The 18,654-nt window shown below is 68.5% G+C and carries 17 protein-coding genes; 5 read left to right on the top strand and 12 right to left on the bottom strand.

Features of this window, described 5'->3' with window-relative positions; genetic code table 11:
• Positions 1-65 precede the first annotated feature (65 nt).
• A complete protein-coding gene (locus MNR01_RS06850; RefSeq protein ID WP_241920176.1) occupies positions 66-1,205 on the top strand; it encodes an SDR family oxidoreductase in 1,140 nt (379 codons plus the stop codon).
• A 100-nt stretch (positions 1,206-1,305) separates the two neighbouring features.
• Here MNR01_RS06850 and MNR01_RS06845 read toward each other — a convergent pair whose 3' ends face one another.
• Genes MNR01_RS06845 through purM form a run of 5 tightly spaced genes read right to left on the bottom strand, consistent with a single transcriptional unit; the run spans position 1,306 to position 5,133 of the window.
• Complete coding sequence (locus MNR01_RS06845; RefSeq protein WP_241920175.1) at positions 1,306-2,010, bottom strand: DUF3108 domain-containing protein; 705 nt, start codon at positions 2,008-2,010, stop codon at positions 1,306-1,308.
• A complete protein-coding gene (locus MNR01_RS06840; protein WP_241920174.1) occupies positions 2,010-2,723 on the bottom strand; it encodes a DUF3108 domain-containing protein in 714 nt (237 codons plus the stop codon). Before MNR01_RS06840 ends, MNR01_RS06845 begins: the two co-directional genes overlap by 1 nt.
• A 30-nt stretch (positions 2,724-2,753) precedes the next feature.
• Positions 2,754-3,434, bottom strand: coding sequence for a phosphoribosylglycinamide formyltransferase (gene purN / locus MNR01_RS06835; protein ID WP_241920173.1), 681 nt, complete (start codon positions 3,432-3,434; stop codon positions 2,754-2,756).
• Positions 3,434-4,063: a DUF2238 domain-containing protein gene (locus tag MNR01_RS06830; protein ID WP_241920172.1), complete on the bottom strand. Its 630-nt coding sequence runs from the start codon at positions 4,061-4,063 to the stop codon at positions 3,434-3,436. Before MNR01_RS06830 ends, purN begins: the two co-directional genes overlap by 1 nt.
• An 8-nt stretch (positions 4,064-4,071) precedes the next feature.
• A complete protein-coding gene (purM, locus tag MNR01_RS06825; RefSeq protein ID WP_241920171.1) occupies positions 4,072-5,133 on the bottom strand; it encodes a phosphoribosylformylglycinamidine cyclo-ligase in 1,062 nt (353 codons plus the stop codon).
• Between the two features lie 184 nt (positions 5,134-5,317).
• Between purM and MNR01_RS06820 the strand changes: the two genes are divergently transcribed.
• Genes MNR01_RS06820 through hda form a run of 3 tightly spaced genes read left to right on the top strand, consistent with a single transcriptional unit; the run spans position 5,318 to position 8,342 of the window.
• Complete coding sequence (locus MNR01_RS06820) at positions 5,318-6,427, top strand: DUF2066 domain-containing protein (RefSeq protein WP_241920170.1); 1,110 nt, start codon at positions 5,318-5,320, stop codon at positions 6,425-6,427.
• A gap of 42 nt (positions 6,428-6,469) precedes the next feature.
• Complete coding sequence (locus tag MNR01_RS06815; RefSeq protein WP_241920169.1) at positions 6,470-7,615, top strand: AI-2E family transporter; 1,146 nt, start codon at positions 6,470-6,472, stop codon at positions 7,613-7,615.
• 25 nt (positions 7,616-7,640) lie between these two features.
• On the top strand, positions 7,641-8,342 hold the full coding sequence (gene hda, locus MNR01_RS06810; protein ID WP_241920168.1) for a DnaA regulatory inactivator Hda: 702 nt from the start codon (positions 7,641-7,643) through the stop codon (positions 8,340-8,342).
• Between the two features lie 23 nt (positions 8,343-8,365).
• Here the strand turns inward: hda and murU are convergent, their stop codons facing one another.
• From murU to cysG, 4 genes are all read right to left on the bottom strand, one after another.
• Positions 8,366-9,067 carry an N-acetylmuramate alpha-1-phosphate uridylyltransferase MurU gene (gene murU / locus MNR01_RS06805; protein ID WP_241920167.1) on the bottom strand — a complete coding sequence of 234 codons (702 nt, stop codon included), beginning with the start codon at positions 9,065-9,067 and terminating at the stop codon, positions 8,366-8,368.
• Complete coding sequence (locus MNR01_RS06800; RefSeq protein WP_241920166.1) at positions 9,064-10,086, bottom strand: phosphotransferase; 1,023 nt, start codon at positions 10,084-10,086, stop codon at positions 9,064-9,066. The genes murU and MNR01_RS06800 overlap by 4 nt, the downstream gene beginning before the upstream one ends.
• A 237-nt stretch (positions 10,087-10,323) precedes the next feature.
• On the bottom strand, positions 10,324-11,304 hold the full coding sequence (gene cysK / locus MNR01_RS06795) for a cysteine synthase A (RefSeq protein WP_241920165.1): 981 nt from the start codon (positions 11,302-11,304) through the stop codon (positions 10,324-10,326).
• 35 nt (positions 11,305-11,339) lie between these two features.
• The gene (gene cysG, locus MNR01_RS06790; protein ID WP_241920164.1) at positions 11,340-12,764 is read right to left on the bottom strand and encodes a siroheme synthase CysG; all 1,425 of its coding nucleotides are present in this window, start codon (positions 12,762-12,764) and stop codon (positions 11,340-11,342) included.
• A 257-nt stretch (positions 12,765-13,021) separates the two neighbouring features.
• Here cysG and MNR01_RS06785 point away from each other — a divergent pair, with 257 nt between their 5' ends.
• The gene (locus MNR01_RS06785) at positions 13,022-14,005 is read left to right on the top strand and encodes a LysR family transcriptional regulator (protein WP_241920163.1); all 984 of its coding nucleotides are present in this window, start codon (positions 13,022-13,024) and stop codon (positions 14,003-14,005) included.
• 154 nt (positions 14,006-14,159) lie between these two features.
• Here the strand turns inward: MNR01_RS06785 and MNR01_RS06780 are convergent, their stop codons facing one another.
• Genes MNR01_RS06780 through MNR01_RS06770 form a run of 3 tightly spaced genes read right to left on the bottom strand, consistent with a single transcriptional unit; the run spans position 14,160 to position 18,459 of the window.
• Positions 14,160-14,900: a phosphoadenylyl-sulfate reductase gene (locus MNR01_RS06780; RefSeq protein WP_241920162.1), complete on the bottom strand. Its 741-nt coding sequence runs from the start codon at positions 14,898-14,900 to the stop codon at positions 14,160-14,162.
• Complete coding sequence (gene cysI, locus MNR01_RS06775; protein WP_241920161.1) at positions 14,897-16,615, bottom strand: assimilatory sulfite reductase (NADPH) hemoprotein subunit; 1,719 nt, start codon at positions 16,613-16,615, stop codon at positions 14,897-14,899. Before cysI ends, MNR01_RS06780 begins: the two co-directional genes overlap by 4 nt.
• Positions 16,615-18,459: an assimilatory sulfite reductase (NADPH) flavoprotein subunit gene (locus MNR01_RS06770; protein ID WP_241920160.1), complete on the bottom strand. Its 1,845-nt coding sequence runs from the start codon at positions 18,457-18,459 to the stop codon at positions 16,615-16,617. The genes cysI and MNR01_RS06770 overlap by 1 nt, the downstream gene beginning before the upstream one ends.
• Between the last annotated feature and the right edge of the window lie 195 nt (positions 18,460-18,654).

Below are 18,654 nucleotides of genomic sequence, written 5' to 3'. Positions count from 1 at the left end.
GCATCGCACATGCATTCCGTTTTGGATGTGCTAAGAATTCCGGCCGACTCGCCAGGAATCCTTGCATGACCACCACCCGTCGTGACCTGCTCAAGTTCGGAGCCCTCGCCGCCGCCTCCGCTGCGCTGCCGCAGTGGGCATGGGCCAAGCCGTCCAGGCCCATCGAGCGCGCGGCCAAGCCGCTGGACATCCTGATCCTCGGCGGCACCGGCTTCACCGGGCCGTTCCAGGTGAACTACGCACTGGCGCGCGGGCACAAGGTGACCCTGTTCAATCGCGGCAAGCGTCCGTCGCCGGAATGGCCCGGTGCGGTCGAGCAGCTGTTCGGTGACCGCAACACCGGCGACCTGAAATCACTGCAGGGGCGCAAGTGGGATGTCTGCATCGACAACCCGACCAGCCTGCCGTTCTGGGTGCGCGATGCCGGCAACGTGCTCAAGGGCAACGTCGGGCAGTACCTCTTCATTTCCACGATCTCGGTCTACGCCGATGGCAGCAAGCCGGGCATCACCGAGGACGCGCCGCTGGCGGTGTACGCGGGCAAGGATGCGATGGCCGAGACGCAGGAGTCGCTGCGCGCGGACATCGAGCACCTCTACGGTCCGCTCAAGGCATTGAGCGAGGCCGAAGCGCACAAGCAGTTCGGCAAGCGCGTCACCATCGTGCGCCCCGGCTACATCGTCGGTCCGCGCGACGAAACCGACCGCTTCACCTACTGGCCGCATCGCGTCGCGCAGGGCGGCGAAATGCTGGTGCCCGGCGATGGCGCCGACCCGGTGCAGATCATCGATGGCCGCGACCTGGGCGAGTGGATGATCCGACTGGCGGAGGCGGGCACTCTGGGGACGTTCAACGCGGTGGGTCCGGCCAGGCCACTGAGCACGACCGACATGCTCAAGGGCTGCGAGCGCGTCACGGGCAAGAAGCCGACGTACACGCACGTGTCGCCGGAGTTCCTCGAAGAGCAGAAGGTCGAGTTGCCGATCTGGGTGTCGTCGAAGAGCGGTCCGTATGCCGGCTACGGCGCGGTCAGCAATGCGCATGCGATGGCGGCGGGACTCACCTATCGCCCGTTCGACACCACCGTGACCGATCTGCTGGCCTGGTTCCGCAGCCAGCCGGCAGAACGCCAGGCGACGCTGCGCGCAGGCATCACGCGCGAGCAGGAAGCCACGCTGCTGAAGGCGTGGCACGCAAAGACCTGAAAACCGGGCCGTAGCCCGGGTAAGCGAAGCGCACCCGGGTCTTCACCAAATCCTCCCCACGTCACCCCGGATGCGCTTCGCTTATCCGGGCTACGTGGTTCTACTTGACCGACTGCACGCGCAGGTCGATCGCGTCCTGGCCCTTGTCGCGCTGCAGGATGCGCGCAGGCACCGGCATGCCGTCGACGATCCAGGCGATGGTCTGCTTCTCGCCATGGTTGGCGCTGACCTTGGTCGCCTGCACGGGCTTGCCGTCGATCGTGATTTCTTCCTTGCCGGCAACGGTGTAGCTGAGCTGCTTGACGCGGCCGTCCTCGACCATCCGGTAGTTCATCGGCTTGCCGGCGGCGAGGTCGCGCACGACCGCCAGGTTGACCAGCAGTGCGTCCAGATCGCCGCTCTGCAGCTTGATCGGTCCGGCGCGCTCGGGCTTGACGTCGCCGGTCCAGCTGGCGACGCCACGACTCCAGTCGTAGACGGCGTTCTTGGTCTTGCTCTTGGCCAGCACCTTGCTGGTGTCGGTGCCCGACAACGGTCGCCATTGCCCGCCCTTGTCCTCGAACACGGTGGTCTGCCGCAGGTCGGCCAGCGGCGCGGTCACGGCGAGGGTGTACTTCCAGCGGTTGGCGCCGTCGGCCACCAGGGTCATGCGGCCGGTGCCGACCACGCCCATGTAGCTGGCCTGGTAGTCGGCGGTAAAGGGTTTGATCGCCAGCGCAGGAGCGCTGGCCACCGTCAGCAGCATGGCGGCGAACGCGCCGTACAGTCGCGGGCGGGTCAGGGTGGTGGTCAGTCTGGCAGCCATCACTGGGCTCCTTTGTAGTCGACCAGGCGCAGGTCGAAGGTGTCTTCGCCATTTTCACGTTGCAGGATGCGCACCGGCGTGGGCACGCCGTCGACGACCCACACCACGGTTTCCTCATTGCCCTGCACGCGCTGGACGCGCATCGCGTTGAAGCTCATGCCATCGACTGCGACGCTTTCCATGTCGCTGGCGACCGCGTAGCGGTGGTCGCGGGCGCGGCCGTTGTCGACGAAGCGGTAGTCGAGTGTTCTTCCGGGTTGCGCGTCGCGGATGATGGCCAGGTTGATCAGCAGGCCGCTCATGTCGCCATCGCGCAGGGGCACGGGGGCCTGGCGGTTCTTCTTGACGTCACCGGTCCAGCGCGCCGAATGGCTGGCCCAGTCATAGGTGCCGGTGATCTTCTTGCCGACAAACAGGGCCTTGCGCACCGTACTCTGGCTGAGCGGGCGGTAGGCATCGCCGACGGTGTCGAACACCGTGCTCTGCTGCGCATTGACGCCGGCCAGGCCCATCAGGCCGCGGGTACCGCGCATGTTCAGATCGATGCGCCAACGTCCGCTGCTGTCTCCCGGCACCACCTGCATCGTCGCCTCGCCCAGTGCCTTGCCGGCGTTGAACACCTGGTAGTTGGCGACGAACGACTCCAGCGCCAGCGCCGGAGCGGAAACCGCAGTGCACGCGAGGAGGGTCAGGACACGGAAGATCGGCTTCATCGAACCTTGGATCGGGGACGCACAGTAGCGTCAGACTGGCACAGATGGCGGGCCATCGGGGGTATGCAAAACACCGGCGGAATCTAAGCGCAGTGCCGTAAACAGCGGATGACCGTCGAGCAGGATGGTTGTCCCGTGTTCAGCCAGCCGGCCGGAAGCGGCCAGGCGCAGCACCGCCACCAGCAGCGGGTGTTCCATTGCCAGCACGCGCGCCGACAGTGATTCGGCGTCATCGTCCGCCAGCACCGGCACGACGGCCTGGGCGATCACGGCGCCGGCATCGAGCTCGGGGATCACGAAATGGACGCTGGCGCCGTGCTCGCGCTGGCCATCGGCGATGGCGCGCGCATGCGTCCGCAGCCCTGGATAGCGGGGCAGCAGTGACGGGTGGATGTTGAGCAGGCGACCGCGGAAGCGGCTGACGAAGGCGTCGCCGAGGATGCGCATGTAGCCCGCGCAGACGACCCAGTCCGGTTGGCAGGCCGCAATGGCGTCGCCGAGGTCGGCATCGAAGGCCTCCCGCGACGGATACGCGCGGGCGTCGGCGCTCCAGCGAAGTCCTGGCGCAACGCGCTGCAGTGCCTGCGCAGCCGGCTTGTCGGAAAACACTCCGGCAATCACGGCGGAAAGCCCGCCGCCGGCGATCGCGTCGATGATGGCCTGCAGGTTGCTGCCCCGGCCAGAGGCCAGCACCGCGATCCGGCCCGGCATCAGGCGGCCTCTGCCGAAAGTGGATACGCGGCGACCGCCCGGCGTGGCCACGCCACCAGCGCGCCCAGCGTGGCCAGCAGCATGTCGGCATGGGCATCCCACATGTCGCCCTGCTGGCCGTTGTAGGCCTCGGCGGCCTGCGGCGACATCGTCAATGCGATCGCCCACTCCAGCCATTCGTAAACCAGGCTGGCGCACATGATCGACATCAACGCGAGGGCGAAAGCCTGGCGCTGCGACAATCGCGGCCAGCGTTGTTGCGCGTACTGACGAAGCGCGGGAGCGAAGCACACGCCGAACAGCAGGTGGATCACGCGATCGGCATGGTTGCGTTGCCATCCGAATGCCTGCTGCGGCGACCAGCCGGTCAACGCCTGCATCCAGGCGTCGTAGGGCAGGTTGGAGTAGAGCCAGCGCGCGGCAATGCAGTGCGCAGCGATGAATCCGCAGATCAGCGCGAAATCGGACGCGCGCATCGGCCAGCGACGGTCATGGCGCAGCAGCCACCACAGGCCGGCCACGGTCAGGCTGCTGTGCAGCGCCTGTTCGGCCGGCCAGTGCGGCGAGATCCACGACGCCAGGAACACGGCCACGACAAGGCCGAATGCGATCCGCTTGGCTCGCTGCATGTCGGGTCTCAGCCGATGTGCACGCGCTCGCCGTCACCGGCCTTGACCACTTCGCCGATCGGGCGGTGGCTCAGGCCCATGCGGTCGAGGTCGGCACTGACAGCGGCGACATCGCCCGCGGCAACGACCAGCACGAAGCCGACGCCGCAGTTGAACGTGCGCCACATGTCCTCGTTGGGCACGGCACCTTCGCGCTGCAGCCAGTCGAACACCGGCGGCAGGACGATGCTGGAGGCCTCGATCTGCAGGCCCAGGCCGTCGGGGATCACGCGGATGATGTTCTCGGTCAGGCCACCACCGGTGATGTGCGCCATCGCGCTGATCCCACCTTCCGCGCCGTCGTGCTTGCCGAGCAGTTCCAGGATCGGCTTGACGTACAGCGCGGTCGGCGCCATCAGCGCATCGATCAGCTTGACGCCACCGACGTCGAGGTCGGCCGGGCGGCCGGCGCGGTCGTAGATCCTGCGCACCAGCGAGTAGCCGTTGGAATGCGGGCCGCTGGAAGCGATGCCGATCAGCACGTCGCCCTGGCGCACCTTGGCGCCGTCGAGCAGCTTGGACTTCTCGACCGCGGCGACGCAGAAGCCGGCCAGGTCGTATTCGCCCGGCGGGTACATGTCGGGCATCTCGGCCGTTTCGCCGCCGATCAGCGCGCAGCCGGACATTTCGCAGCCCTTGGCGATGCCGCCGACCACGGCCACGGTGGTGTCGACATCGAGCTTGCCGGTGGCGAAGTAGTCGAGGAAGAACAGCGGCTCGGCGCCCTGCACCAGCACGTCGTTGACGCACATGCCGACCAGGTCGATGCCAATCGTGTCGTGGCGATTGAGCTGCTGGGCGAGCTTGAGCTTGGTGCCGACGCCATCGGTGCCCGAGACCAGCACCGGCTCCTTGTACTTGCCCGACAGGTCGAACAGGGCGCCGAAGCCGCCCAGGCCACCCATCACCTCGGGACGGAAGCTGCGCTTGACCAGCGGCTTGATGCGTTCAACGACCTCGTTGCCCGCGTCGATGTCGACGCCGGCGTCGCGGTAGGTGATCGTGGTGGGGCTGGGGGGAGTGCTGGACACGGGCGGCCTCGGCGGTCGCGGGATATGAAGCGGCGATTTTACCAGCCGTGACGGCCGCGAATGGACGTGTCGGCGCCACTACGGCACCATTTCGGCTCATTACGCACCACCAGGGATAGCGATGGTTCGGGCAATTGGCACGGGAACACGCTCTACAAGCGGCGCAACAGGCATGCTGGGCCGCATGAAGATCCATACGAAGGCCGTCCCTTCCAAGGTCCTGGGCCTGGCCATGGCGACGGGGCTGGCAATGTCCCTGCTGCTGGCGAGCTTCAGCGCCGCCGCGCAGCGCGTGGAGGGCGATGTCGCCCGCGCCGAGGGCATCTACGCCACCGAAGTGCAGGTCAACGGCCAGGGTGAGGGCGAGCGCAACAGCGCCTTTGCCCGCGGCCTGGCGCTGGTGCTGGGCAAGCTCTCAGGCGACCGCGGCGCGGCTTCACGGCCGGGCGTCGGCCAGGAGCTGCGCCAGGCCAAGACCTACGTGGAGAGCTACGACTACCGCCAGGACGAGGGCCTGGGCCCGACCGGCGCCCCTAGCTTCCGCACCACCCTGGTGGTCAAGTACGACGAGGAGGCGGTCAACGAGCTTGCCTCCACCCTGGGCATCCCGGTCTGGCCGCAGCCGCGGCCCAAGCCGGTGCTGTGGCTGGCCATCGACGACGGCAGCGGCCCGCGCCTGGTCGGCCTGCCGCAGGTGAATGCGGCCCGGCCGGCCCTGAACCGGGCCACCGAGCGCGGCTACAAGCTCGGCCTGCCGACCGGCAATGCCGCCGAACAGGCCGCCGTCGGCGCGATCTGGCGCGGCGACAGCGCCGCCGTCGCGCGCGCTTCGGCCCGCTACAGCCCGCCGATGCAGCTGATCGGCAAGCTGTACCGCGACACCACCGCCGGCTGGAAGGCCGACTGGACCTTCGTCGATGGCGGCAAGGTGCTGTCGAACTGGTCGCAGACCGGTACCGACCCGCGCCAGTTGATGGCCAACGGCGCCGACGGCGCCGCCGACGCGCTGATGAAGCGCTATGCCAAGCGCGCCACCACCGGCCAGCCGGGCAGCTACCGGGTGACCTTCACCGGCATCGACAGCAGCGACGACTTCATCCGTCTCGCCGGCTACCTGCAGAAGCTGTCGGTGGTGCGCCGCCTGACGCCGACGCGGGCCACGCCGCTGGGCCTGGAATACGACCTGGAACTGGTCAGCGGCCTGCCGGGCTTCAACCGCATGCTGGCGCGCGACGACGTGATCGAGGTGATGGAAGGCCTCGAAGGACAGCCGCCGGTTTACCGGCTGCGTTGAGTCCATTGCATTGAGACACATGGATTGAGAACAGGGGACACCATGCAAACGCAATCACTGGACGAGATCGCGCTGTTCCTGCGCCGGCTGCAATGGACTGCGCTCGGCCTGGGCGCGTGCTGGCTGGTGTGGCTGCTGGCGCCGATCCTCTCGCCGTTCGCCTTCGCCCTGATCCTGGCCTGGCTGGGTGACCCGCTGGTCGACCGGATCGAACGTGCCGGTCGCTCGCGCAACACCGCGGTCGCGCTGGTGTTCACGATGATGGCGCTGGTCGTGCTGGCCGGGCTGCTGGTGCTGGTCCCGGTGATGGAACGCCAGATCACCACGCTGGTGTCTTCGCTGCCGCGCTACCGCGAGTGGCTGATGATGACGGCGCTGCCGTGGGTCGAACGCCGCAGCGGTTTCGAGATCACCGACTCGCTCGACTTCACCCATTTCGCGCAGCTGGTCCGGGAAAACTGGGACCAGGCCGGTGGCATCGCAACGACGATGCTGGGGTATCTGTCGCGTTCGGGTTCGGCGGTGCTGGCGATGGTCGCCAACATCGCGCTGCTGCCGGTGATCGCCTTCTTCTTCCTGCGCGACTGGGACCTGCTGGTCGAGCGCGTCGCATCGCTCATCCCGCGCAACCACCTGCCCACGGTCGGGCGCCTGGCGCGCGAATCGAGCGACGTCCTCGGTGCGTTCCTGCGCGGCCAGTTCCTGGTGATGCTGGTGCTGGGCGTGATGTACGGCCTGGGCCTGTGGGCGGTCGGCCTGGACCTGGGCATCCTGATCGGCCTGATCGCCGGTCTGCTGACCTTCGTGCCGTACCTGGGCCCTGCCAGCGGCATCATTCTTGGCGTGATCGCGGCGCTGGTGCAGTACGGCGACTGGCAGCATGTCGCCGGTGTGCTGGCGGTGTTCGGCGTTGGCCAGGTGATCGAGAGCTACGTGCTGACGCCCAAGCTCGTCGGCGATCGCATCGGCCTGCATCCGGTCGCGGTGATCTTCGCCGTCCTCGCCGGCGGCCAGTTGTTCGGTTTCCTCGGCATGCTGCTGGCGCTGCCGGTGGCGGCGGTCGTCAACGTACTGCTGCGCTACGCGCAGGAGCGATATCGCCATAGCCGGTTGTACGTGGGCGAAGCCGCACTGGATCCGATGACCGATCCGCACCTGGCGCCGCCGCTGGACGACAGGCAAGAGTGAGCGACCCAGTTGTGAGAGGCATGCAGTGAGCGTTCCGCAGTTGCCGCTGGCGTTGCGATACCCGCCCGACCAGCGTCTTGATACGTTTGTCCACGCACCCGCCGGGACCGTGGAGCAGCTGCTCGCGTTGGCGACGGGTGCCGCGGCCGTGCGTACGGACAACGTCTACCTCGCCGGTCCGTCGGGCGTGGGCAAGACCCACCTGTTGCTGGCGACCTGCGCGGCAACCGAAGCGGCCTGCCGACGTGCGGCCTATCTGCCGCTGCTGGCCGCGGCCGGACGCCTGCGCGACGCGCTCGAAGCGCTTGAAGGCAATGACCTGATCGCGATCGACGGCCTGGATGTCATCGCCGGCAACCGCGAGGACGAGATCGCATTGTTCGACGCGCACAATCGTGCACGTGCCGCCGGCGTGGCGCTGGTCTATGCCGCGCGCGACATTCCCGATGCGATCGGACTGGGACTGCCGGACCTGCGCTCGCGCCTGGGCCAGTGCACGCGGATCACGCTGGCGCCGCTGGATGACGAAGGCCGCCGCGAAGTGCTGCGCCAGCGCGCACAGCGGCGCGGGCTGGTGCTGGAGGAAGCGGCGCTGGACTGGTTGCTCAAGCGCGTCGGTCGTGACCTGGGTGGATTGACGGCGTTGCTCGATCGACTCGATCGCGCGTCGTTGGCGGCGCAGCGGCGGATCACGGTGCCGTTCCTGCGGCAGACGCTGGGCAGCTGAAGCTTCGCGCCCGGCTCTCCCGCCTAGCGTCCCAGCTCCGCATCCAGCGTAGCCAACCGCTCCGGCGTACCCACATCGGTCCAGCTACCGCGGTGATGCTCACCGCTGATTGATCCATCCGGCATCAATGCCTTCAGGATCGGCGCCAGTCGAAAGCGCGGCGGCTGTTCGCCGGCGCCGGGCTCTGCCGCCGCCGCATCGCGCCAGTGCGCCAGCAACTGCGGCCGGTAGATGCCCAGCCCTGCATACGTCAGCAGGTTGGCGCCCTCTGCGCGGACAAGGCCACCGTCATCGAGTGCGAAGTCGCCCTGGGTGGCATGACCCGGGCGATCGACCATCACCAGGTGCGCCAGCCCCTCGGGTTCGCGCGGCAGGCGGGCGAAATCGAAATCCGTCCAGATGTCGCCGTTGACCAGCAGGAACGGTTCCTCGCCCAGCAGCGGCAGCGCGTGCAACATGCCGCCGCCGGTTTCCAGCGGCGTGGTGCCTTCGTAGGAGTAATGCAAGCGCAATCCCCAGTCGGCACCATCGCCCAGGTTCGTCGGGAACTGATCGGCCAGCCAGCTGGTGTTGATGACGACATCGCGCATGCCGATCGCGGCAAGCTTTTCCAGGTGCCACACGATCAGCGGCTTGCCGCCCGCGACCAGCAGCGGCTTGGGCGTGTGGTTGGTCAGCGGGCGCATGCGCTCGCCAAGACCGGCGGCAAAGATCAGTGCCTTCATGCGCGCACCCGGGTCATTGCGGGGCGGACATGCGAATCCAGCAGGTCGGCAAGCGCGGACAGCTCCGGATAGCGCGGCAGCACCTCATCGAGGTAGGTGATGAAGCGCGGCGCGTCCTCGATGTAATGCGACTTGCCATCGCGGTGGTGCAGGCGGGCGAAGATGCCGAGGATCTTGAGGTGGCGCTGGATCCCGAGCCAGTCGGCATCGCGGCGGAACTGCGCCAGCGCCGGCACGGGCACGCCGGCGGCGAGCGCGCGCGCGTGGTACTGCGCGAGCCACTCGTCGACGCGCGCGAGCGGCCAGCTCAGGAAGGCGTCCTTGAACAGGCTGACGGCGTCGTAGGCAACCGGGCCGTTGACGCAGTCCTGGAAGTCGAGCACGGCGGGGCCATCGGCCACCGGCATCAGGTTGCGCGGCATGAAGTCGCGATGGGTCAGCACGCGCGCCTGCGACAGTGCGTTGTCCATCAGCCTGCGCTGCACCAGCTGCAGGCCATCGGCGTGGGCACAATCGAGCTCGATGCCGAGGTGGCGGCGCAGGAACCAGTCCTCGAACAATCCGGCATCGCGCTGCAGCAGCGCCTCGCCGAACTCGCCCATGCCCGCTGGCGGCGCGATCGCCTGCAGTCTGAGCAGTTGCGTGATCGCGGCCGCGAAATGCGCATCGGCGTTGTCGTCGTCGATGACCTTGGCGAGGGTCGGGCCGCCGAGGTCTTCCATCAGCAGGAAGCCGGAATCCACGTCTTCGACGAGCACCTGCGGCACGCGCACGCCGCCGCCTTCGAGCAGGCTGCGCATTCGCAGCCACGGACGCACGTCCTCGAGCGCAGGCGGCGAATCCATGACGATGCGCGTGCCGGCGGCCGTCGTGGCGCGCCAATAACTGCGGAAGCCGGCGTCGACCGAGGCGCGCTGCAGGATCAGGCCAGGATCGCCGCTCGCGGCGCGAGCCCAGGCCAGGCGCGCGGACTCGCGATCGGATGGGCTTCCATTGGATGAATCCGGTACTACAGCCATGCATTCTCCGGGCGGCGACAGCCGCATGCGCACAGCGTAGCGGGCCGCTGCGCGCTGGGGAATGCAGGAGCAGGGGGCGGCCCTAATCCGGCCCTGCGGGCCACCTTCTCCCGCCAGCGGGAGAAGGGAGCATCAAGTCGCGAGAGCCAACCAAGCCCCTCTCCCGCTCGCGGGAGAGGGGTTGGGGTGAGGGCAGGGGTAGGGTGAGGGCAGGGGTTGGAGAGAAGGCGAGGCGCCTCAGGCCGCCACGGCCTCCTTGCCCTCCAGCGCAGCCAGCCACTCATCATCCGAGCCCTCCGCAACGCCCTCGAACAGGAACGTCGACAGATAGCGCTCGCCCGTGTCCGGCAGCACTGCCAGCAACACCGAGCCCGCAGGCGCGCGCTCGGCCACCTGCAGGGCCGCGGCCACCGTCGCACCGGCGGAGATGCCGACGAACACGCCTTCTTCCGCGGCCAGGCGGCGCGACGTGTCGCGCGCCAGCACGTCATCGACCGGCAGCACCTCGTCGGCGATGGTGCGGCTGAGCACGTGCGGCAGGAAGTCCGGCGTCCAGCCCTGGATCTTGTGCGGCTGCCACGTGTTGCCCGACAGCAATGCCGCACCCGCCGGTTCGCTGGCAATGACCTTGAGGTCCGGGCGCGCGAGCTTGAGTACCTCGCCGGCGCCGGTGATCGTGCCGCCGGTTCCCCAGCCGCTGACGAAGTAGTCCAGCCGCTTGCCGGCGAAATCGCGCAGGATCTCCGGTCCGGTGGTGCTGCGGTGGTAGGCCGGGTTGGCTTCGTTCTCGAACTGGCGGGCGAGGAACCAGCCGTGCTTCTCGGCCAGTTCGGCCGCCTTGCGCACCATTCCGCTGCCGCGCTCGGCGGCGGGCGTGAGGATCACCTTGGCCCCGTAGGCGCGCATCAGCTTGCGGCGCTCGACCGAGAACGTCTCGGTCATCACCGCCACGAACGGGTAGCCGCGCGCGGCCGCGACCAGGGCCAGCGCGATGCCGGTATTGCCGGACGTCGCCTCCACGATCGTCTGCCCGGGCTTGAGCAAGCCCTTGCGCTCGGCGTCGAGGACGATGGCCAATGCCAGGCGATCTTTCACCGAGCCGCCGGGATTGAACGATTCGACTTTGGCGTAAAGGGTGACGTGCGCCGGGGCGATGCGGTGGAGGCGCACGATCGGCGTGCTGCCGATGGTGTCGAGAATGCTGTCGTACAGGGCCATGGGTGTGCTCCAGGGGAGGGTTGAGCGGCGCTTTGCTATGCCGCCAATGCCAGCGGCGTGTCACCAAGCGGTGCTTGGCCGAACCAGTGCAGCGTGCCGGCCAGCGCGGCGACTTCGCCGATGATCAACAACGCGGGTGATTGCACGTCGTAATGCCGTGCCCGCTCGGCCAGGTCAGCAAGCGTGCCGACCACCACGCGCTGCTCCGGGCGCGAGCCGTTCTCGACCAGGGCGAACGGCGTCGACGGCGCCCGGCCGTGTGCGATCAGGCGGTCGCGAAGGCCATCCAGAACGGCCACGCCCATGTACACCGCCAAGGTCTGTCGTTCGAGCGCGAGCGACGGCCAGTCGAGCGTGTCGAGCGAATCCTTGCAGTGTGCGGTGACCAGTCGCACGGACTGTGCATGGTCGCGGTGGGTAAGCGGCACGCCGGCATAGGCCGCGCACGCAAGCGCCGCGGTGATCCCCGGCACGACTTCGAAAGCGATGCCGTCGGCGTGCAGCACTTCCAGTTCCTCGCCGCCGCGACCGAACACGAACGGATCGCCACCCTTGAGCCGCACCACGCGCTTGCCGGCGCGCGCATGCTCCAGCATCAGCGCGTGGATCTGCTGTTGCGTGGTGTGATGCTTTCCGGCCTGCTTGCCGACCTCGATCCGCTGCGCATCGCGACGCACCAGTTGCAGGACCTCCTTGCTGACCAGGCGATCGTGAAGGATCACATCGGCCTCGTTGAGCACGCGCAGGGCACGCAGCGTCAGCAGGCCGGGATCACCGGGGCCCGCGCCGACCAGGGCGACGGATCCGCGTGTCCCGGATTCATGGCCCCCGCTCAGCGCCGCGCTGAACTCACGCTCGGCGGCCAGCCGGCGGCGTTGCCGCAGCAGCCCCGGCAGCGGGCCGGCCAGCAGCCGCTCGAAGAAGCGCCGGCGCTGGCCCAGTTGGGGGAAGCGTGCGCGGATGCGCGAGCGCTCGCGGCCGAGCAGCTCGGCCAACGCCCCGACGGATTCGTCGAGCTCCGATTCCAGCTTCTCGCGCAGGTGGCGGGCCAGCATCGGCGCGCCGCCACCGCTGGAAATCGCGACCTGCAACGGACCGCGTTCGATGCGCGCCGGGATCTGCACGCTGGATGCGTCGGCGTCGTCGACGACGTTCACCCAGATGCGCCTGGCGTTGCCGGCATCGGCGACCGCGTGATTGACCGCGTCGTCATCGGTCGCTGCGATGGCCAGCCAGGTTCCCTCGAGCCAGTGCGGCTGGAAGGCGCCGGCAAGGTGCTCGATGCGGCCTTCGGCGACATGGCGGGCGAGGGCTTCGTTCAAGGCGGGCGCGCCGAGACGGACCCGCGCGCCGGCCTCGAGCAGGGCCTCGGCCTTGCGCTGGGCCACCGTGCCCCCGCCGACCACCAGCACATCACGGCCGCGCAGGTCGGCAAATACGGGAAACAGTGGGTTGGCCATGGTCTCGAATGCGGGATGGAGCGGCGATACCGTGAACCTACCCACGCGCCCGCGGCGGCGGAAATGACGCCGCCCTCTGGCGGTATGTCATTTCGGAATGATGGCCGCGGTGCTGGACAGCGGCTCCTCGCCGCGGTAGTTTCTTTCCATCCCTCTATTCGTATTGAGCGATATATAGCCCCGATGCGACGTCGGCCGCGGTCCTGATCCACCGGCAGCCCGTTGTCCGCATCGCCCCCTCCCAGGTTCGCTTCGCCATGACCCTCACCCAGCTCCGCTACCTCGTTGCCATTGCCGACTCCGGGCTCAACATCACCCTGGCGGCCGAGCGCGTGCACGCGACCCAGCCAGGCCTGTCCAAGCAGCTCAAGCAGCTGGAGGACGAGCTCGGGTTCCAGCTGTTCACCCGCAAGGGTCGCAGCCTGGAAGCGATCGCACCGGCGGGCGAGCGCGTGCTGATGCATGCGCGCCGCATCCTCGAGGAGGCGAGCAACATCCGCGCCTACGCCGCCAACGAACGCGGCCAGCACAGCGGCCGCCTGGTGCTGGCCACCACGCACACCCAGGCGCGCTTCGTCCTGCCTGAAGTGATCGCCGCGGTGAAGCGCGAATTCCCGCAGGTCAGCGTCCACCTGCAGGCGGCCGCCGATGGCGAGGTGCTCGAGCAGCTCGCCCGTGGCGAGGCCGACCTGGCCGTCATCAGCACCGCGGGCAGCGAACCCGAAGGCGGTGTCGCGGTACCGCTGTTTCGCTGGCGCCGCGTGGTGCTGGTGCCGTTGACGCATCCGCTGGCGAAACTCGATCGCGCGCCGACGCTGGCCGAGCTGGCATCGCATCCGTTGATCAGCTACGAATCGTCGACCAAGCCCGAGTCGTCGCTGCACCGCACGTTTGCCGCTGCCGGACTGGAGCCGCAGCTGGCCATGACTGCGCGCGATGCGGACCTGATCAAGACCTATGTGCGCGCTGGCCTGGGCGTTGGCGTGCTGGCGGAGATGGCAGTGGGCGTGCGCGATACCGACCTCAAGGCGCTGCCGGCACCGGACGCATTGCCCGAGTGCATCACCTGGGCCGTGATCCCGCGCGCGCGCGTGCTGCGCGAATACGCCCTGGCGCTGATGCACGGCATTGCCCCGCAACTCGACCGTCGCGACCTGCGACGCGTGCTCGAAGGCAACCTGGCGCCGAGTTGGCCGGACGCGCCGGCGTGGCGCGAGCTGAGCCAGCCGATCACGACCTGATCGCGGAACAGCGTCAACCCGGCGAACGCCGGGATCCACCTTGACGTTACCGTTCCCGCAGGGTGGCACGCCACTGCAACGTCGCTGGGTTCCCGCTACGCGGCAATGACGATCTCCAATCGCCTTCGCCGCAACAACGGGCTACTTCGTGAGATCAGGCCGCATTCGGCTCGCTGTCGAAATGCAGCCCGCACTCACGTTTCAGGCCGAAAAAACGCGTGTCCTCCTCGTTCATTCCGGCCTCCAGCGGTCTTGTGGTGTGGATGTCGCCGATCGACACGTAACCCTGGTGCCAGAGCGGGTGGTAGGGCAGGTCATGTTGCTGCAGGTATTGCCAGACTTCGCGGTCGCTCCAGTCGGCGATCGGATGCAGCTTCCAGCGGCCGTCGCGCAGTTCGAAGAAATCGATGTTGGCGCGCGTACGTGCCTGGCTGCGGCGCAGGCCGGCGATCCAGGTGCGCACACCCAGGTCGTTCAACGCGCGCTGCATCGGCTCGACCTTGCGCATGCGGTTGTAGCGCTCGATGCCGTCCAGGCCGTTCTCCCACAGCTTGCCCAGTCGCGCCTCCATCCAGGCGATGCCGATCTGCGGGCGATAGACCTTCAGGTTCAGCCCGAGCCGCTCACTGAGCTGGTCGACGAAACGGTAGGTCTCGGGGAACAGGTAGCCGGTGTCGATCAGGATGACCGGCATGTCCGGCTGCTGGTGCGTCGCCAGGTGCAGCGACACCGCAGCCTGCGCGCCAAAACTCGACGACAGCGCATGCGTTCCGGCTGTGTTCTCCAGCGCCCAGGCAACCCGCTCCTGCGCACTGTGCTGGCCGAGCCAGCGATTGAGTTCCGCCAGTGCCTGCGGCGATTCGGCGGCGGTGATGGGATCCGGGGGCGTGCTCATGCAGCGTTCTCACTACGCAGTTGCAGATCGATCGGGGGCCTGGTTGGTGCAATCACGGCAGTGCGGACGAGGAAGTCGCCAAAGCCTTCATCGGCCTGGCGCTGTCCGGCATAGCGCGCAAAAAGAGGATCGAGCTCGGCGAGGATCTGGGCCTCGGCGATGTTCTCGCGGTACAGCGTGTTCAGACGCTGGCCGCGGTGGTCGGCGCCCAGCATCAGGTTGTATCGTCCGGGCGCCTTGCCCACCAGGGCGATCTCGCCCAGGTACGGGCGCGAGCAGCCATTCGGGCAGCCACTGATGCGCAGGTGGATCGACGCGTCGTGCAGGCCGTGGCCGTCGAGCAGGCTCTGCACCTTGCCGGTCAGCTCGGGCAGGTAGCGCTCGGCCTCGGCCATCGCCAGCCCGCAGGTGGGCAGTGCGACGCAGGCCAGGGCGTTGCGTTGCAGCGGACTGGCCGAGCGGTAGCCGTCCAGGCCGTACTGCGCAGCCAGCGCATCGATGCGCGCGCGAAGCGCCGCCGGCACGCCGGCAACCACCAGGTTCTGGTTGGGCGTAAGACGGAACTCGGCCTGCACCCCGGCATCGTCCAGCACGCGCGCGATCTCGCGCAGGCCACTGAGGTGGGCGACGCCGTCCTGGTCCCAGATGCGGCCGGCGACGATCCGCAGGGTCAGGTGCGCGCGACCGTCTACGCCGTCGATCCAGCCGAAGCGGTCGCCGTTGTGGATGAACGCGTACGCGCGTGCGGGCAGCAGGGTGAAACCCGCGCGCCGCTCGACTTCGGCCTTGAACCAGTCCAGGCCGTGGTCGTCGATGGTGTACTTCAGGCGCGCGCGCTTGCGCACCTGGCGGTTGCCATGGTCGCGCTGCGCAGTGACGACGGCTTCGCCGACGGCGATCACCTGGTCGGGCGTGACGAAGCCGATGACATCGCCCAGGCGCGGGTAGGTTTCCGGATCGCCGTGGGTTGCGCCCATCCCGCCGCCGACGCTGACGTTGTAGCCGGCGAGGGCGCCGTCATCGTCGAGGATGGCGATGAAGCCCAGGTCCTGGGCGAACACATCGACGTCGTTGTAGGGCGGGATCGCGAAGCCGATCTTGAACTTGCGCGGCAGGTAGGTCGGGCCGTAGACCGGCTCATCCTCGCTGCCGCTGCCGGCAACGCGCTCCTCGTCGAGCCAGATCTCGTAGTAGGCGCGGGTGTTGGGCAGCAGGTGCTCCGACAGCGACGCGGCCTGCGCGTGCACGCTGGCATGCGCCTGCGACAGCAGCGGGTTGGCGGCGACGGCGACGTTGCGGTTGACGTCGCCGCAGGCGGCGAGGGTGTCGATCAGTGCGGCGTTGATCGCCTGCATCGTCGGCTTCAGCTCGGTCTTGATCACGCCGTGGAACTGGAATGCCTGGCGCGTGGTGATGCGCAGGCCGCGCTCGGCGAAGCGCGTGGCGATCGCGTCGAGTCCGAGCCATTGCGCCGGCGTCACCACGCCGCCGGGCGTGCGCGTGCGGATCATGAAGCTGTACGCCGGCTCGAGCCGGGCCACGCGCCGCTCCTCGCGGATGTCGCGATCGTCCTGCTGGTAGCTGCCGTGGTACTTGATCAGGGTCTGGTCGTCATCGGCGAGTGCGCCGGTGACCGGGTTCGCGAGCGACGCCAGCAGCGAGCCGCGCAGGCGCGCGCTCTCGTGCTTGATGTCCTCGACCGAATGGTTGCTCATCAGTACACATCTCTTGCGTAGCGGCCCTGCTGCTGCAGGTCGTTGAGGTAGTCGACGGCATCGTCGGCCGACTTCGCGCCGTGTTCGGCAATCGCCTCCAGCAGTGCCGCATGCACGTCGCGGGCCATGCGCGTGGCGTCGCCGCAGACGTAGAGGTGCGCGCCGCTTTCAAGCCAGTCGAACAGTTCGCGGCCCTGCTCGCGCAGGCGATGCTGGACGTAGACCTTGTGCTGCTGGTCGCGCGAGAAGGCGAGGTCCAGGCGCTGCAGGCGGCCGTCCTTGAGGGCCTGCTGCCACTCGACCTGGTAGAGGAAGTCGGTGCGGAAGTGCGGGTTGCCGAACAGCAGCCAGTTGCGGCCCGTGGCGGCGATGGCGGCACGTTCCTGCAGGAAGCCGCGGAACGGCGCGACCCCGGTGCCGGGGCCAATCATGATCACGTCACGCGAGGCGTCGGCAGGCAGGCGGAAGCGCTCGTTGTGCTCGACGAAGACCGGCAACCGTTCGCCTTCGGCGCTGACGGCGAACTGGTGCGATGCCGCGCCCCAGCGCGTTCCCTGGCCGTTGTCGTATTCGACATGGGCGACGGTGAGGTGGACTTCCTCGCCCACGTGCTTCTGGCTCGAGGCGATGGAGTACAGGCGCGGTGTCAGCGGCCGCAGGGCCGCGACCAGTTCCTCGCCGCTCCAGTCGGCGCGGTACTGCGAGAGAAGGTCGATCACCTGCTGCTCGCCGAGCAGGCGCGACAGGTTGGCCTGCTGGCCCGGTGCGAGCAGGCCATTGAGTTCGTCGCTGCGCGCCTGCGCGGCGAGGCTGGCGACGAACGGGCGGGCCAGCCGGGTCAGCTCGCGCTTGTTGCCGAGCCATTGCCGGAGCGGCAGCGTCTGGCCGCCGTGGCTGATCTCGTCGTCGCCGTCGAGCTGCAGCGTGGACAGCACCTGTTCGACCAGCGCGGGTGGATTCGATGGCCACAGGCCCAGCGCGTCACCCGGTTCGTAGTGCAGCCCCGAGCCCTCCAGCGACAGCTCGACATGGCGCACGTCCTTGTCCGGCCCCGGGCGGCCGACGCTGCTGGCGCGGCTGACCAGGCGCTGGTTGAGCAGCAGTTCGGCCGCGAACGGCGCGTCACGGCCATGCGCAGGCGCAGCCGGCAGCGGCCGCAGCGGCGTCACGGTTGCCAGCGGTGCCGAGGGCTTGAGTGCGTCCCTGGCCTTGGCAAGCGCCTGTGCCAGCCATGGCGTGGCGATCGTCTCGATATCGAGGTCGGCGTCGCCGCGCGGCAGCAGACGGGTCGCACCCAGCTCGGCCAGGCGCTCGTCCAGCTTCTGCCCGATCGCGCAGAACTGCGGGTAGCTCGAATCACCCAGGGCGAGCACGGCATAGCGCAGCTGCTTGAGCTGCGGCGCACGCTTGCCGGCGATGAATTCGACCAGTGCACGGGCATCGTCCGGCGGATCGCCGTCGCCCTGTGTGCTGATGACCAGGTAGAGGTTGCGTTCGTCCTTCAGTTCGCGGGTCGGGTAGGTGTCCGCGCGCAGCAGGCGGACCGGCAGGCCGGCGGCCTCGCTCTGGCGGGCGAGCTGCTCCGCCAGGCGCTTGGCATTGCCGGTCTGACTGCCGTAGACGATGGTCAGGCGCCCCGCCGCCTGGGCTTCCGCGGCCGGAAGGGCGGTCGCCGGCACCGTCGTGGCGGTGCGGCTGGCCAGCCCGGCGGCATAGCCCGACAGCCACCACAGGCCGTTCGCATTGAGTCCGTCGGTGACGTGGGCGAGTGCGACCAGCCGGTCCTCGGGCAGGGGAGAGCCGAGGGACGTGCTGGCAAGCGGGCTGGCAGGAGAAGCCGACATCGGCATGGGACTGGGCGGCGGGGACCATTGCAGGCTAGGCCCCGCCGGCGGCCATATGAAAGGACGTTGGGTAATGCGCTCATGCCGGGGGCTTATTTCCGGAGCGGACGTACGCCGCTCCTACAATGTGGTCAGATAGCCGCGACCGTCGAACACGGACCGTGCAAACCCCGGAGAGCCCCCGGAAAGACGCCC

Origin of the sequence: Lysobacter sp. S4-A87 (genome assembly GCF_022637455.1) — a bacterium.
Classification (GTDB): Bacteria; Pseudomonadota; Gammaproteobacteria; order Xanthomonadales; family Xanthomonadaceae; genus Lysobacter_J.
This window is presented reverse-complemented; position numbering and strand designations above follow the sequence as displayed.